This window comes from Paenibacillus etheri (assembly GCF_001012825.1).
Classification (GTDB): Bacteria; Bacillota; Bacilli; order Paenibacillales; family Paenibacillaceae; genus Paenibacillus_AQ; species Paenibacillus_AQ etheri.
Genome location: NZ_LCZJ02000014.1, coordinates 142,961 through 158,053 on the forward strand (window position 1 = coordinate 142,961; position 15,093 = coordinate 158,053).

At 39.0% G+C, this 15,093-nt stretch carries 14 protein-coding genes; all 14 read left to right on the top strand.

The annotated features are described in order from the left end of the window. Window positions 1–242: 242 nt before the first annotated feature. The 14 genes from UQ64_RS02700 (at window position 243) to UQ64_RS02765 (ending at window position 15,093) form a co-directional block, all read left to right on the top strand. Window positions 243–1,115 carry an ABC transporter ATP-binding protein gene (locus UQ64_RS02700; RefSeq protein ID WP_060621986.1) on the top strand — a complete coding sequence of 291 codons (873 nt, stop codon included), beginning with the start codon at window positions 243–245 and terminating at the stop codon, window positions 1,113–1,115. Continuing rightward, window positions 1,109–2,329: a hypothetical protein gene (locus UQ64_RS02705; RefSeq protein WP_060621987.1), complete on the top strand. Its 1,221-nt coding sequence runs from the start codon at window positions 1,109–1,111 to the stop codon at window positions 2,327–2,329. The genes UQ64_RS02700 and UQ64_RS02705 overlap by 7 nt, the downstream gene beginning before the upstream one ends. Before the next feature lies 1 nt (window position 2,330). Then, window positions 2,331–4,343: a DUF5050 domain-containing protein gene (locus UQ64_RS02710; RefSeq protein ID WP_245237835.1), complete on the top strand. Its 2,013-nt coding sequence runs from the start codon at window positions 2,331–2,333 to the stop codon at window positions 4,341–4,343. Window positions 4,344–4,723: 380 nt separating this feature from the next. Then, window positions 4,724–5,272, top strand: a complete 549-nt coding sequence (locus UQ64_RS02715) for an RNA polymerase sigma factor (RefSeq protein WP_060621989.1) — start codon at window positions 4,724–4,726, stop codon at window positions 5,270–5,272. 172 nt (window positions 5,273–5,444) lie between these two features. After that, a complete protein-coding gene (locus UQ64_RS02720; protein ID WP_060621990.1) occupies window positions 5,445–5,852 on the top strand; it encodes a hypothetical protein in 408 nt (135 codons plus the stop codon). 91 nt (window positions 5,853–5,943) lie between these two features. Then, window positions 5,944–7,002, top strand: a complete 1,059-nt coding sequence (locus tag UQ64_RS02725) for an ABC transporter permease (protein WP_060621991.1) — start codon at window positions 5,944–5,946, stop codon at window positions 7,000–7,002. Beyond that, on the top strand, window positions 6,999–8,285 hold the full coding sequence (locus UQ64_RS02730) for a hypothetical protein (protein ID WP_060621992.1): 1,287 nt from the start codon (window positions 6,999–7,001) through the stop codon (window positions 8,283–8,285). The genes UQ64_RS02725 and UQ64_RS02730 overlap by 4 nt, the downstream gene beginning before the upstream one ends. After that, on the top strand, window positions 8,282–8,965 hold the full coding sequence (locus UQ64_RS02735; RefSeq protein WP_342447559.1) for an ABC transporter ATP-binding protein: 684 nt from the start codon (window positions 8,282–8,284) through the stop codon (window positions 8,963–8,965). The genes UQ64_RS02730 and UQ64_RS02735 overlap by 4 nt, the downstream gene beginning before the upstream one ends. A gap of 530 nt (window positions 8,966–9,495) precedes the next feature. Next, complete coding sequence (locus tag UQ64_RS02740; RefSeq protein WP_082650953.1) at window positions 9,496–10,827, top strand: NfeD family protein; 1,332 nt, start codon at window positions 9,496–9,498, stop codon at window positions 10,825–10,827. 63 nt (window positions 10,828–10,890) lie between these two features. Beyond that, entirely contained in the window at window positions 10,891–11,892 is a 1,002-nt protein-coding gene (gene floA / locus UQ64_RS02745; RefSeq protein WP_060621995.1) for a flotillin-like protein FloA, read from the top strand. A gap of 18 nt (window positions 11,893–11,910) precedes the next feature. Continuing rightward, window positions 11,911–12,462: a hypothetical protein gene (locus UQ64_RS02750; RefSeq protein WP_060621996.1), complete on the top strand. Its 552-nt coding sequence runs from the start codon at window positions 11,911–11,913 to the stop codon at window positions 12,460–12,462. Window positions 12,463–12,634: 172 nt separating this feature from the next. After that, window positions 12,635–12,928, top strand: coding sequence for a sporulation protein YqfC (yqfC, locus tag UQ64_RS02755; protein WP_060621997.1), 294 nt, complete (start codon window positions 12,635–12,637; stop codon window positions 12,926–12,928). Further along, window positions 12,925–14,106 (top strand): sporulation protein YqfD, encoded by a 1,182-nt coding sequence (gene yqfD, locus UQ64_RS02760; RefSeq protein ID WP_060621998.1) that lies wholly within the window; start codon window positions 12,925–12,927, stop codon window positions 14,104–14,106. Before yqfC ends, yqfD begins: the two co-directional genes overlap by 4 nt. Window positions 14,107–14,121: 15 nt before the next feature. Next, window positions 14,122–15,093, top strand: coding sequence for a PhoH family protein (locus UQ64_RS02765; protein ID WP_060621999.1), 972 nt, complete (start codon window positions 14,122–14,124; stop codon window positions 15,091–15,093).

Genomic DNA, 15,093 nt, shown 5'->3' on the forward strand with positions numbered 1-15,093 from the left:
GCTTAAGGGAAGAAATATAGTTTTTTCAAAAAGCGATCACTCATTTTATTGGACGGTGTGCAAATAATCAAGGGTGCTAATAACTTATAGAATACACGAATGTCATGCTCAAATTGCAATTTGTAAGCGAGGCAATTATATAGCAAGAAATAAGTGGACGGAATGATCTCTAAACGATCGTAATTGTATTCTACTTCTATGCAAATAAGGTTAAACGAGTGTATAGCGGGAAGGAGAGAATTATGAAGGTAACGTTCAGTGAAATATCTAAAAAATATAAAGATAAATATGCATTACAGGATTTTTCAGCACAATTGGACAACGGAATTTATGGACTTCTAGGGAATAATGGGGCTGGCAAAACGACGTTGATCAATATTTTTGTGGGTATTTTGAAGAGTGATAAAGGCCAGATCTTAGTCGAAGGTGTGGATGTACGAAACTTGGGTGTGCATTTTTTATCTCTGATTGGGTATTTGCCTCAATCACCACATTTTTATAAGAATTTTACTGTAATTGATTTTCTTAACTATATGTGTGTGTTAAAGGCGATTCCCAAATGGCATGGGGAAAGAAGAGTTAAGGAACTGCTGAGCATCGTCAACTTAAGTGCAGTTGCAGGCAAGAAGATCAGTTCACTCTCCGGTGGAATGCGGCAACGCGTCGGTATTGTTCAAGCGATGCTTAACGATCCTGCTATTTTGATTCTCGATGAGCCGACTGTAGGTCTTGACCCGCAGGAACGTATCCGATTTCGAAATCTAATCACTAAGTTCTCCGAGAATCGGATCGTTTTACTAGCCTCACATATTGTATCCGATATTGAATTTATCGCCAATCAAGTTATCTTATTGAAGGATGGACGATTGCTTAAACAGGATACACCCCAAGCACTGGTAGAAGGGCTGGCAGGCAAAGTGTGGACAGTAACGGCAACGGATGCCACGCTGGACGAGCAACTTCACCGACTCAAGATTAGTAATATGCTTCGGGAGCGGGAAGAAATCTATCTGCGGGTGATCAGTGAAGGGAAGCCACATGTCAATGCTGTTAAAGTGCAGGCAAATCTTGAGGATGTGTTTCTGTTTTATTTTGGAGAGAGGGAACAATGGTAACATTAATCTGTTATGAATGGCGCAAGCATTTTCGTAAGGTATCACTAATCACGGTGTTACTTCTTTTTACAATGATCAATATCGGAAAAATTCACAGTGTTCGTGAAAGTAACTCGTTGCTTGCAAATCCAGGTTGGAAAGCACTCTACTTGGACGAGTTTCAAGATTTTGGTGGAATAATCACAGATAGAAAAATAAAAGAACTTATGACAATCTATCAACCACTAGTGAACCAGACAGCAGACCTCACGCTAAGTACAACCTATCGTCCAGTGGGCACTCGTTTAATTAATATTTATGAGGATTGGAATTTTTTTCGTTATTGTTTTGTAAATCCAATGAAATATAACTACGAATATAAAGCATATGCCATCGACGTGGCAAACAAAGCTGAGGAAAATAAGGTTTTTTTTAAATCTATTGGTAATTATTATGAATCAAAAAAAAATTCTGCCATTTCGAGGTTATTCCTAGGTAGGGAAATTGCCAGTTTCTCTTATACAGAAATGTATAAGTTTTATGTTCAATATGATTTTTCAGCGCTGCTAGTGTTGTTGCTTAGCCTGTATGGGCTCATGAGCGTATTTTTGTCTGAGAAGGAAACGGAGATGGACACACTGCTGTTAACGACTACAATGGGAGGCGCCCGAACCGTTTGGGCCAAGGTTATGGCCTCGGCTCTTTATGTATGTTTTGTCTCATTCTGGTTTTGGTTCGTTGATTATATGACCTTTTCCATCGTATTCGGATCATGGAATGCCTCTGGTTCACCCTTATACGCTCTGGAGGATTTTATTCATGCAGGGCTAAATGTAAGTCTTGGTCAATATGCCCTGTTGTCCGGGCTATTGAAGACGTTGGGAATACTTGTAGTCGGAGGGGGATTTTTGTTTATATCGAACTTGTTCCAAAACGCTTTGATTCCGTATATTGCTAATTTGATTCTAGCATTCGGATGCATCTATCAGCAGGAGGCTTTTATGAGCTCTGGGCATATCTTGCTGAGAATTATTAACCCATTTGTGCTGGTTGTCAATCGAGATCTATTTCGGAAAGCAGAATTTGTATCCCTGTTGGGGTATCCATTACCAGGATACATCGCAGCTATCTTATTTGGATTGGTTTGGGGGATAGGATTTCTTTGTGCCCTCGGATTGTGTATAAGAAAGAATGCACTACGAAAGGGCGGGAAGCGAGTTGATATGGTTATATGAAATGAAAAAAATGTTTTTTTTGCAGAAACATTTACTGTTCATCCTGCTATATCTCATATTCAGTCTTTTCTTATTCTTTTTAGATAAGCCGGTGAACCCAGATGTCGAGATGAACGCTGCGCTCTACTCCTCATATCTACAGCAGGTGAAAGGGAGGTATACTGAGCAAACTGAAGAGTTTTTCATGAAGGAAGCCATTAAAATTTCCAATGCAAAAGTTGCTCTCCAGAATGCAATTGATGATTACTATGATGGTGAGATCGAGGAAGGAGAATTCTTAGCTGCATCCAGTCCATTGGAGCAGTTATTGAAAAAAGAAATTGGTTTCCAACTGGTCTACGATCAATTTACTTATATACGTGAACATCCAGCCGATCGTTACTTTCTATACAGAAACGGTTGGGATGGATTACTCTCCAATGAAAAGCTAGATTTACTTTGGGTATTGTTGGTGTTGCAACTAGTTACACCGATGTTTTGTTTCGAATATGAAAGTGGGATGGACAAGCTCCTTCTCACAGTACGAAAAGGGAACTTTCATCATACTATCTGCAAGATAAGCTTGACGTTATTGACTATTAGCCTACTCAGCTTGTTGATGTCGGGCATGCGCTATGCTTTCTATCAACTGAAGTATGGCTTGGAAAATGGAGGTTATCCGTTACAAAGTTTGTCTTATTTTAGTACTTCGACCAGAGATTTCACGTTGTTTGAAGCGTTTCTTTTGATGGCGTTTGGCAAGCTTTTCGGCAGTTTGATTTTGGCTCTGCTAATATTATTTCTTTCTGTATGTCTAAAACGATATACGATCACAATGTTTTTCTGCACGGGAGTAATTTTGCTCCCATATTATGCTCTTCATTTGGAATCAAGCAAATATGTTCTGCCGGGGCCGCTCGGCTTTTTGCTTTCATCTGGTTACCTTCGTGGCACTGAATATGAGCGAGACTCATTCACTGATCAACTGACAATGGTATTTAAAGAAGTTTCTTTTACAACATTTATGACCGTGTTCGGGGCGACCCTGCTACTTTGTTTCATTATGTTGGTAGTGATTTTCATACGGCGTAGCAATACATGTAGTGCAGTAAATAGTCGATGGCGAGGAAAATCGCTCATTCTGTTTATGGTCCTGGGGATGGTCGTTCTTCTTTCGTCTAGTTGTGCTTCTAACCAAAACTCGGAGGCGAGCGCTAGCTATAACTTTTCTACCCGACATTCCTTTGAGAACAAAAGCTACAGCATTAATGTGGATGAAACCGACCTTGATAATACTCGCATAGTATTTGAAGATAAACAAACCGGTGAGCAGCGTGACATTATCAGGAATGCTATGTCTTCTCTGACGGAAATACAGAATATAATTTACTGTAATGGAACTCATATATACTATATAAAGTATGATTTAGAGGAAAAAAGTAAATTTGTTATAAAAAAACGATTTTTCGTAATTGAGTTGGATATTAAAACCTTTAGCGAACGGATTATTTTTGAAAAAAACGTGAGCGGAGGGAAGGATAATCTACTAGGTTTAAACAATGCGAACTTGTATGATACGGCCTTCTTTTTTTCTATACAAGCTTTTTTTTTGGACGAACAGAACATTTACTTTGCCGGATCAGATGAAATTCGGAGCGTCAATAGAGTGACAGGAGTGATGGAAGTAATTCTTCGAATTCCGATTATAAGTAGTTTAGCGTTTGATGGTAATACTATATATTACATTAATAGCAAATTACAGGTAGTTAGATATGACATCAAAAGAGCATCTGAAACAGTGATTTCTGATCTTGTTACTCGCTCCTTTCTGTTGAGTGATAATGATTTGATTTATATAAATCGGAAAGATCATCAAAAGCTTTATACTTTTAGCTTACTGGACACTGTTTCGAGAAAGCTGACCGAATTGCCTGTGCTCAGTTTTCGCTGTGAAGGGCAAAAAATTATTTATATGGATAATGGTAGTTTAAAGGAACACGAGTTGAATCGAACAGAAACTGGAAATAGACAATAAGAAATATAGTGAAAGATCAAAAGCTGATCACAGCTCTCATTTGTAAGGCTCTCTCTGATGCTATGAGTTAATGATCTAAATGGACAGACTGAGTTCAATTATAGAAAAAACTGAAGATTAGTAAATGGGAACTCAATTAATCAACCAATCAATTTGTTCGCTTCAAGATGAAAGGGCCTACCTTTGTCCCATTATGTTTTGTCAATGGAAGATTTGAGGTTTTTTTAGTGGAGCTATTACTAGTATTTTGAGAGATAAAGGATTGTAAATTACATCCTAAATAGTTACAATTAATAATATATATTAAAATAAAAGAATATAGTGGGATTTATTACTGTAATTATCTAAATTTCAAAAAAACTAGAAAGGGGAGGGGAGTATTGCAAACAAGAAATAAGCAACAAGATGTGTTCTATGAACAACTTTGCCAAAAAAACATCAAGAATATTTACCGGTACTGTGCTAGATTAACAAAAGGACAGACTCAACTTACTGATATTGCCGAAGAGTGCACTCAAAATACCTTTCTTGAAGCCCGCAAGCAAATTGTTAAGTTGCAAACTCATCCGAATGTTGAAGGTTGGTTATATGTTACGGCGAAAAATTTGGTGAGAAATAGCTATCGTGGTATGTATATTAAAAGGAAACATGAGATAGTATTTGATGATAAAATACAGCTCTTCAGTGATGATAATGAACTGGCTGCTTGTTTAGAAGAGACTTATGATATAAAAGAACTAAGTGAGAAAGTATTGAGTGTTCTTAGTGAGGATGAGAATAATTTATATAATGATTATTTTAGAGATCGAATGTCTATTCTCGAATTAGCCGAGAAATATCATATATCTAGCACTGCTGTGACTACAAGAATATACAGAGTTAAGAAGAAATTAACAAATGTGATTAAAGATTATTTTAAAAATATATAGTCGATATTAGGCAAAATAAAGGAAAATTTATAATTTTTTGTGATTTCATTGGATAAATGTAATGTACATATTAGGAATGAAAATAAATGAAAATAGAATTGAATACAAAATGCATATAGAATCGAATATTCGGTACTGCATTTTTGTATAAAAAAAATTAGGAGGAATAAAAATGAAAAAGAAAAGAATATTTGCTCCGTTTCTTGCAGGTCTTACGCTTATGGTTGGACTATCCAGCTCTGCACTAGCTACTACAGGTCTGATTGACAGTACCGTTTCCGGCGGATGGAGTGAAGATGAAGGTTATTTTACTAATAATAATTATAAAATTTCTCCAAGGGGAGACGTAGTAATGGAACATAGCGGTTGGATAGAAAAGGGTATGTCAGGTATGGAACGAGCTGTGTGTACTACTTGGTGGAAAGAGACTCTTCATTATTCAAGAGCACGTATGGAGGCTGGGGGGGGGATGGCTATCACAGATAGTGGTAGAAAATGGGGGGTAGAGAATACTTATGCGGAATCACCGTATGCAGCTTCTAGTTACTTAGCAAAAACTTATTATGGAAAAGATGAATAAATTAATTAAAAGAAAAATAATCTGAAAATAGTGAGATTGCCTCTTTTCGAATTTGGCAATCTCACTATTTTGTAAAGAGGGTTATATTAGTATGAAAAAACTCAGAGTGCTTAATATTGATACTTTATTAATTGTTATTTTATATACAATGCTAAGTTTGATTGTGATTGCATTTACTTACTATCAAATCAAACAAATTGAACTTAATAAATTATCAAGGAGTCTTTATAACGAAAATAGCATATTTTTTACTATAAAAGATAATATAAATGAAATTGACTGGAGTAAAATCGACACTCCACATCCTTATACTATATTTTCTGAACTTGGCTTAGTCAAAAAAAATGAGAGCATGCAGGAGATTCGTGCAATTTATTTTAAAAAAAATACATATTTCCCTCCTCTTTCAGCAGGAAGATTCTTTAATAGCCAAGATTTTAACAATAATAAGAATTTAGCTGTAATCGGTAAAAATATAGATAAAACTGAGTTAATAGAGAAGAACGAGAAGCTTTATTATCCTTACCAAGGAAAAAATTATGAGGTCATAGGGATCATGGGAGCATCGTATTCATCAATTATAGACGACACTATATTTGTAAATCTAGATGCACTTGAATCTGATGCTTCCCTGAAATCGAATATTTTTATATTGAATATTAAAAATAATCCAATAACCCCTGAAGGTAACATACTATTTTATGATTCTAAACTTGCTGTATATATGTTTGACCGGGGAGATAGTGGCACTGTTCGAGCTTTGAATACAGAAACTCAACAAATAACCCTATGCATTGCTATTTTAATTTTGTTGTTAAGTTCCAGTGTTATATTTGCTAATTATTGGAATCAAATTAAAAAAAAGGAAATATTAATTCTTTGGTATAGTGGCATCAAATTTAAAGATATCTTCAACCGCTTTTTGCTCTCATTTATTTCTATAACGCTCGGTTGTTATATTTCTGTTTCTATTGCCAGTTTAATTTTTTTTAGAAGTCTTTTGTTACTTAATGTTAACTCTTTTTTTATGTATTCTCAGGGTCTGATTATAGGATTATTAGTCATTCTAGTATCTTCTGTAATTTCTGTTGGGATATATTTTTATCATACAGTTAAGCAGATAACTTTGAAAGGAAATGCCTATAAATGAGGATGATATTAAGCGAAGTTATAGAGAGCTTATTTCGAAAAAAGATATTATCAACTCTACTTGTGGTACAAATATTTATATTTTATTGTGTTATTTCTATTCTGTTTTTACAGCTTTCATCCATTGGAGAAGCATCGGAACAAGTCAATTCCATATCAGATATGAAAGACTATCAACTATCAGATAATCTAATTAATGATGACGATATGAAGAAGTACACCAAAAGACCTGAATTTATAAGTAATGTCAAAAAATTTTATAGTAACTTGAATGAACTTTTCGATGGCCAATATATATATTTATTTGACCAACCAATTGCTATATTACCTGAAAAAGTGGAGTGGGAAAAGAAGTTTACGTATGGATACGAGGAAGGAAGGGAAAGTAAAACCTTTACATTGTTTGATAAAGGTCCATACTATACATCCAAAGCAGTTCAAATGAATTATCATGCTTTTGAAAAATATGCTTTTGAACTAGAAGATGGTATCCCTTTTACCATGAAAAGTTTCAGTAATACAGATAATAAATCCATTCCAGTATTACTTGGTTCTGAGTATAAACTCAAGTACAAAATCGGGGAAATCATAAAAGCGAATTACCTGATGAAAGATTTCGATTTAATCGTAAAAGGGTTTCTTCGTAAAAATACAATGGTATTTAATTCTCAGTTACCCGAATTGTTTTTAGATCGCTATATTGTTATGCCGGCACAAATTTTTCAAGCCCCTGAAAGTTTTGAGGATCTTTCATTTCAAAAAAAACATTATCTTCAAATTGTTAATGGTCATATTTTTAGTTCAGATGATGAGTACACAATCGTCAATAAACTAGAGAAGGTGAAATATCTTTCGAATTTTCATGAAACAGGAATTCTTGGGGTTCAAAAACTCCCTCTGAATTTCTTTGTTACTACAATTCAGATAAGTACTAAATGGTTATTAGTTATAGCAACTGCCATTTTTTTCGTCTGTATTATTAGTATTAGTATATTATTTCTAGCTAAAATGAATAATCAATTAAGAAATATGATGGTTCACTTGATTTCTGGAGCAACATTGAATCAACTGCGATTATACTACTTAACAGAACTTATATCTGTTGTCTTATTTCCCGGAATTTTAGTAGTGTTAGCGTATAGCTTTTTTATTGGTGTCTCCCTCTTGTCGTTTATTTTTTTTCTAGCTGTCACTATGCTAGTAATTATCCTTTTCTCAGCATTGCCAATTATTTTTCGTTTTAGAAGAATTGACGTTAGTAAATACTTGAAACGGATGGAGTGAAAAAGGTGATTCGAATTACTAATTTGCAAAAATCCTTTTTACTAGGACCTAAAAAAAACATGGTTCTCAAAAATGTAAATCTAGAAATAAATAAGGGGGAGATGGTTGCTATTATGGGAAGGAGTGGATCTGGCAAATCTACTCTGTTAAATATACTAGCTGGTCTCGTTAAAGCGGATAGTGGTAGTTATCATTTTGATAATAATGACGTGTTAAAAATGGATAGTAACCAGGTTGCCGAATTTAGAAAATGTAATATCGGTTATGTTTTTCAAAACTCTGTTCTCATTGATACTAAGGATGTTTACCACAATATCGTATTGCCATTAAAATATAGTAACTACTCAAAATCTGAAGAAAAGAAAAAGATTTCTTTGGTACTTGCTGCCCTTCATATTGAAAAGTTAAAACATAATTCTATAGATACACTATCTGGTGGAGAAGGACAACGAGTTGCTATTGCCAGAGCTATTATACAAGATCCAAAGGTAATCATAGCTGATGAACCAACTGGTTCCCTCGACGAGAAAACTGAAGAAGACATTTTAAGACTTTTTACGATTTTCAATAAACAAGGAAAAACAATTATTATCGTAACACATAATCAAAAGGTTGCTGATAGCTGTGATCGAATTTTCTACATCGAAAATGGATGTTGTAATTTATTTACCGGATACTGACTGAATTATAATAAAGCCGTTTAGAAAAATATACAAAGTTCAATCTGCTTGATGATTACAACAATTCGCAAATGATGTTTTGATCTTAGCTGCGAACTAAATACGCCTTTAACACTTCGTCCAAGCAGAACTTTAACTTGAAATCGTTCTTTTTTATATAAAATAGCATTCCTTTCAACGGAAGAATATATCTAAAAAGAAAATTAGGGTGTTAGTCTGTCCTACCAATAATGGAGTCTTTATGAAAAGAGAGAAACTAGCGTGCAACTAAAAACGGGAAAGAAAACTTATTCACTCACTAGAGTGGACAAAGCTAAGGGAAGAAGTCTAAGTACTTGCTTTCCTTTTTTTTTATGGATCTTCTACCACTGAAGGAGATTAACAGAGAATAGTTACACATTGGTTGAAACGTATTTCTGAGATTACCGTATAAGAGCATGAACTAGACTTATTTTTAAAAGAAAGGAGGTCTAGTCTTGAAAAGATTTCGTAAAATCGCCTTTTTGGGTATTTTCGCAGTTCTATTGTTGATGATGCTGACACCGTTTACGACCAGTGTGAATGCACATGTTTCCTCTACAACTGAAAATGGAACAGTTGCTAAAAGCGTTAAAAGTGGCCCAGTGTTTATTATTCCGGTTGATCAGAAAATTGAAAGAGGTCTGCAAAGCTTTTTGGAAAGAGGGTTCGCAGAAGCTGCTAATTATGGAGCGGTTCTAATTGTACTGGAGGTGGATACACCGGGTGGACTGGTGAATTCAGCAGAACAGATTGGGACGATGGTAAGAGATAGTGACATACCTACGGCTGCCTTTATTAAAGGTGATGCCGCTTCCGCAGGCAGCTACATAGCACTTAACGCAGGTGCAATTATCATGAAGCCGGGCAGCATGATCGGTTCTGCATCTCTCGTGGACAGTAGCGGCCAGAAAGTAGATGACGCCAAGATGGTGTCCTACTGGAAATCAAAAATGATTGGAGCCGCTGCTCTGAATGAGCGTGATCCTGATATTGCTGCGGGAATGGTCGATAGTAATTTGGTTGTAGATAAGCCAGATCTAGGCGTAACTAAAGCGCAGGGCGAAATTATTGCCTTGTCTAGTGACGAAGCTTTAAAAGCTGGTTATGCTGATCAAATTACAACCACTCCAGAAGAGGCGATTACTTGGTTAGGTTATACTACAGATGACATTTTTCGTGTGGAGCATACAGGAGCCGAGAAAATGTCGCAATTTCTGACGAATCCGATTATTATGACGATTTTGTTATTCATCGGGATCACAGGCATTGTGATTGAGTTGATCGTTCCGGGCTTTGGTGCACCTGGGATTATTGGTACATTAGCCTTTGTTTTATATTTTTTCGGAAATTCTGTAGCAGGGTTTGCCGGGTCAGAGACTTGGCTTTTGTTCATAATCGGACTTGTCATGCTTGTGCTGGAGCTGTTCGTGCCGAGCTTTGGGATATTGGGGATACTCGGTTCCGTGAGCCTTGTGGCAGGTGTCGTACGAGCAGCATACAGCTTCACACATGCATTGTTTAGTCTCGGTATCGCATTCGCGGCAGCGGCTGTAGTCATTGTGATTGTGGCTATGGCATTTAAAGAACGTGGAATTTGGAATAGGTTTATTTTGAAGGATACGCTCTCTAAAGATCAGGGATTTGTACCCGTTGAAGAGAAGTTAAGCTTAGTCGGAGCTATAGGTAACAGTATTACTCCACTTCGTCCATCCGGAACGGCCATGATTGGCGGCGAGCGTGTGGATGTCGTTACTGAAGGTAGTTTTATTAGCGTTAATGCACCGGTCTCAGTTGTAAAAGTTGAGGGCGGGCGGATTGTGGTGAAGGAAATTAAGGATTAAGGTAAAAGATAAAGGGTATGAAGAATAGTAGCTCCACAATAATTTACTGGAGGTTATAAAGTTATGGAAGCATCTTTAATTACTTTTTTGTTGATTGCGGTAGTCGTAGTCATTTTGTTGAGTGTCTTTTTAAGCTTCTTCCCGGTCATGCTCTGGATTTCTGCATTGGCGTCAGGGGTTAGAATTAGTATTATTACGCTAGTGGCGATGAGACTGCGTCGTGTAACGCCAAGTCGAATCGTTAACCCAATGATTAAAGCGACAAAAGCTGGTCTTGGACTTAACATTAATCAATTGGAGAGTCACTATCTCGCCGGTGGTAATGTAGACCGGGTGGTTAATGCACTGATTGCCGCTCAGCGTGCAGATATTCCTTTGGAATTCACTCGCGCAGCAGCAATTGACCTCGCAGGACGTGACGTGCTTCTGGCCGTTCAGATGAGTGTAAATCCACGTGTGATCGAAACACCTATTGTAGCGGCTGTAGCTAAGAATGGTATTGAGGTTAAAGTAAAAGCAAGGGTTACTGTTCGTGCTAATATTGACCGCCTCGTGGGTGGTGCAGGTGAAGAAACGATTATTGCCCGGGTCGGTGAAGGGATTGTAACTACGGTAGGTTCGAGTGATTCGCATAAAGATGTTTTGGAGAATCCGGATTCGATCTCACGTACGGTTTTGGCCAAAGGTTTGGATTCCGGTACGGCTTTTGAGATCCTCTCCATTGATATTGCGGATATCGATGTAGGTAAGAACATCGGTGCTTATCTTCAAACCGAACAAGCAGAAGCGGACAAACGTATTGCACAAGCTAAGGCGGAAGAACGCAGAGCAATGGCTGTCGCTCATGAGCAAGAGATGAAGGCGCGCGTAGTAGAGATGAAGGCGCTTGTTGTGGAAGCTGAATCTCAGGTACCTATGGCGATGGCTGAGGCGCTCAGAAATGGTCAAATCGGTGTGATGGACTACATGAACATCAAAAATATCGAGGCGGATACACAAATGCGAGGCTCCCTCGGCAAAATGAATGATCAGGACGACAATAACCGTCCTAACAATAATAAATAAAAGGGGATGTGAATCTCCATGAGCTGGATCTATATTGTTGCGGTAATTATCTTCGCGGTTGTATCCAATGTGAATAAGGCTGCGAAGAACAAACCTAAAGGTGCTACACGTGGAGGAATGCCGACTTTTGGTGGAGGAGAAGAGAATCCTTTACGTCGTAATAAGGATGTGGATGGGAGCGGAGACCACCCTGAACAGTCTAGGAGTGGGTTTCCAACTCCTGTGACTACATCCTCCCGCGAGTATGACACATCACCTGCTTTTCCAGAGCCTGCGTACATCCCAACGCCAGATTATACTACTGAAGAAGGAATGTCTTTGGAGTATGCTGATGACGGAGTTGAATTGCGCACGCAAAAAATGCAGGAAGAGGTGCGACGTATTCAAGCTGCTTTTGATGGAATCGCGGGAGCAGATCCCAAATCAAAGAAGACGAAGAGTACATCCTCTGACACAGCTGTCCAGTCAAATAGAACAGCGAATAGGGATGAGCTACGTAATGGTGTGGTTTGGGCGGAGATTCTAGGACCTCCGCGTGCGCGTCAGCCGCATTCCACCCGAAGAACGTAATTTTCGGTCAAAGTAACAATTAAGCCTTGGCTTTCTTATCTTAACGATAGGAAAACCAAGGCTTTTTTTATGTTTTTTTATACCTGAAAGGTGCTCCTTTATGAGTTCTTCTCATAAACAAAAGCGTTGCCGCATAAGGTGTACAGAAGGCAGGAAGGGGGAACGTCTACTTATGACCCGTATTGGCCGCAGGCTGCGGGGATGGACAAACGGGGTATTGGATTTACCACAGGACTTACTACAGGAGATGCCCCGGATCACCCTGATCGGCAATAAGGAACTGTATATCGAGAATCATCGCGGCGTGCTGCATTTCTCCTCAGGCCAGCTTAAGCTCGCGTTAGCTAAAGGATCGCTTGAAATCACGGGCGAGGATCTTGTCATTCGTAATATTCTTGGCCAGGAGCTGGCGGTAGAAGGCATAATCGGAGAGATCAGATATAAAGAAAGCGAGGGAAAATCATGAAGGAACCACCTCTTTCATCACTGCGGGGATCCGTTACACTGCATGTGACGGGACCTCAGGTGGAGAGATTCATTAATGTCATTTCTGAAGCAGGTATAGTGATTTGGGATGTGAGGCCCGCTGAGGGCGGCGCTTCCCTTAAGCTGCTTCTGAATGATTTTTATGTCCTCCGTCCGATTTTAAAAAAGACAGGCTGTCGGATGCACGTTTCAGGAAGAAGCGGACTGCCATTTTTGATGGCGCGGGTTTTGAAACGTAAATTTTTTGGCATGGGAATATTGGTATTCGGGATTATGCTCTTTATGTTATCTACGATGGTATGGAGCATTAGAGTCGAGGGGAATGAAAAAATTGCGTCTGAGGATATATTGGCAGCTGCTCGCCAGGAGGGGGTATATCCTTTTCAATGGATATGGCGTCTGGATGAGCCGGACAAGCTCTCTAAGGGGCTCCTGGCCCAATTACCCGGCGTTTCATGGATAGGGGTGCAGCGGACGGGGACGAGCATTAAAATTCAGGTGGTGGAATCTAAACAGCCGGATATCAAACCTCTACTTAGTCAGCGGCATTTGATTAGCAGAACAGATGCGGTGGTAACTGAAATATATGCGGAGCAGGGCAGGCCGGTTGTAGCGCGTAACTCACGGGTTAAAAAAGGGGATATCCTGATCTCGGGTGCTCTAGGCGATGAAGAGAATGTACAGTACGTGGTGGCTAAAGGTGAGGTTAAGGGTCTAGTATGGCATGAATACAATATAGAGGTGCCTCTTACAACAACGAATAGCTCATATACAGGGGAGCGTAAGGATCGAACCTATCTGGTGCTTGGCAAATGGGCTATCCAGCTATGGGGTTATGGCGAATCTCCTTTTGAGAAATCACGAACGCTTACTGAGCATGATCCACTGTCCTGGCGGTCCATTAAGCTGCCGCTGGGTCTAATGACTGAGAAAGAACTAGAAATTAGTGAAACGAGTGAGTCATTAACTCCTGAGTCTGGATTTGAAAAGGGGATAGAACGAGCGAAGAAGGATATTTTGGCGCGTTATGGCGTTGATAGCGTCATCAAAAGTCAAAAAGTTTTGCATGAGAAGAAAGAGAATGGTAAAGTTTATATGAAAGTGATCTTTGAAGTAGAAGAGAAAATTTCCGAAGAACTGCCAATAGTAAACAATTGAGGAGAATGAGGCTACTTGTCAGAACAGACTGCAAGCATTCGTATTACTTTGCAAAATGCGGGAGAAGCGCAATCGCTGTTCGGCCCGCAAGATGGATTCCTGAAAATCATCGAGAGTGAAATTCCTGCTATTATTGATTCCCGTGAAGCAGAGTTAACGATACGTGGTGCGGAGCGGGAAGTAGACATGCTGGGACAATTGTTTAATGTGCTGCTGTCCCTCGTTCGGAGCGGTTACATACTTACTGAACGTGATGTGCAGTACGCTGTGGAGCTGGCGAAAGACTTTCGAGCCGATCAGCTGCTCGATTTGTTCAAGGGAGAAATTACAACAACTTTTCGCGGAAAGCCTATCCGTGTCAAAACGATTGGCCAGAAGCATTATGTGACAACGATCAAGAAGCGTGATATTGTATTCGGAATCGGTCCTGCAGGAACGGGTAAGACCTACTTGGCGGTAGTGCTTGCAGTTACGGCACTAAAAGAAGGTTCTGTTAAGCGTATCATTCTTACGCGCCCAGCAGTAGAAGCAGGAGAGAGTCTAGGGTTCCTCCCAGGGGATTTGCAAGAAAAGGTAGATCCATACCTCCGTCCGTTATATGATGCCTTATACGACGTTATGGGGCCTGATCAGGTGGCTAAGGCGCTTGAACGGGGATTGATTGAAATTGCTCCGCTCGCTTACATGCGTGGTCGTACGCTGGATGATTCATTTATTATTTTGGATGAAGCCCAGAATACAACGCCTGAGCAAATGAAAATGTTTTTGACTCGACTCGGCTTCGGGTCCAAAATGGTGATTACGGGTGACGTTACCCAGATTGACCTGCCTCGCGGCAAGAAATCCGGTTTGATTGAGGCTAAAGCGATTTTATCCGGCATAGAAGAACTCGGTTTTGTTTATTTTGTGGAGCAGGATGTAGTACGGCATTCCCTGGTGCAGAAAATTATCGTTGCCTATGACCGCTCTGCCGAAAACCTCCAATAA

Excerpts from the sequence above, each read along its gene's own strand:
- UQ64_RS02740 (WP_082650953.1), top strand. The coding sequence starts at position 9,496 with ATGATGCTGACACCGTTTACGACCAGTGTGAATGCACATGTTTCCTCT.
- UQ64_RS02720 (WP_060621990.1), top strand. The coding sequence starts at position 5,445 with ATGAAAAAGAAAAGAATATTTGCTCCGTTTCTTGCAGGTCTTACGCTT.
- UQ64_RS02725 (WP_060621991.1), top strand. The coding sequence starts at position 5,944 with ATGAAAAAACTCAGAGTGCTTAATATTGATACTTTATTAATTGTTATT.
- UQ64_RS02700 (WP_060621986.1), top strand. The coding sequence starts at position 243 with ATGAAGGTAACGTTCAGTGAAATATCTAAAAAATATAAAGATAAATAT.
- UQ64_RS02730 (WP_060621992.1), top strand. The coding sequence starts at position 6,999 with ATGAGGATGATATTAAGCGAAGTTATAGAGAGCTTATTTCGAAAAAAG.
- UQ64_RS02705 (WP_060621987.1), top strand. The coding sequence starts at position 1,109 with ATGGTAACATTAATCTGTTATGAATGGCGCAAGCATTTTCGTAAGGTA.
- UQ64_RS02750 (WP_060621996.1), top strand. The coding sequence starts at position 11,911 with ATGAGCTGGATCTATATTGTTGCGGTAATTATCTTCGCGGTTGTATCC.
- UQ64_RS02710 (WP_245237835.1), top strand. The coding sequence starts at position 2,331 with ATGAAAAAAATGTTTTTTTTGCAGAAACATTTACTGTTCATCCTGCTA.
- yqfC (WP_060621997.1), top strand. The coding sequence starts at position 12,635 with ATGACCCGTATTGGCCGCAGGCTGCGGGGATGGACAAACGGGGTATTG.
- floA (WP_060621995.1), top strand. The coding sequence starts at position 10,891 with ATGGAAGCATCTTTAATTACTTTTTTGTTGATTGCGGTAGTCGTAGTC.
- yqfD (WP_060621998.1), top strand. The coding sequence starts at position 12,925 with ATGAAGGAACCACCTCTTTCATCACTGCGGGGATCCGTTACACTGCAT.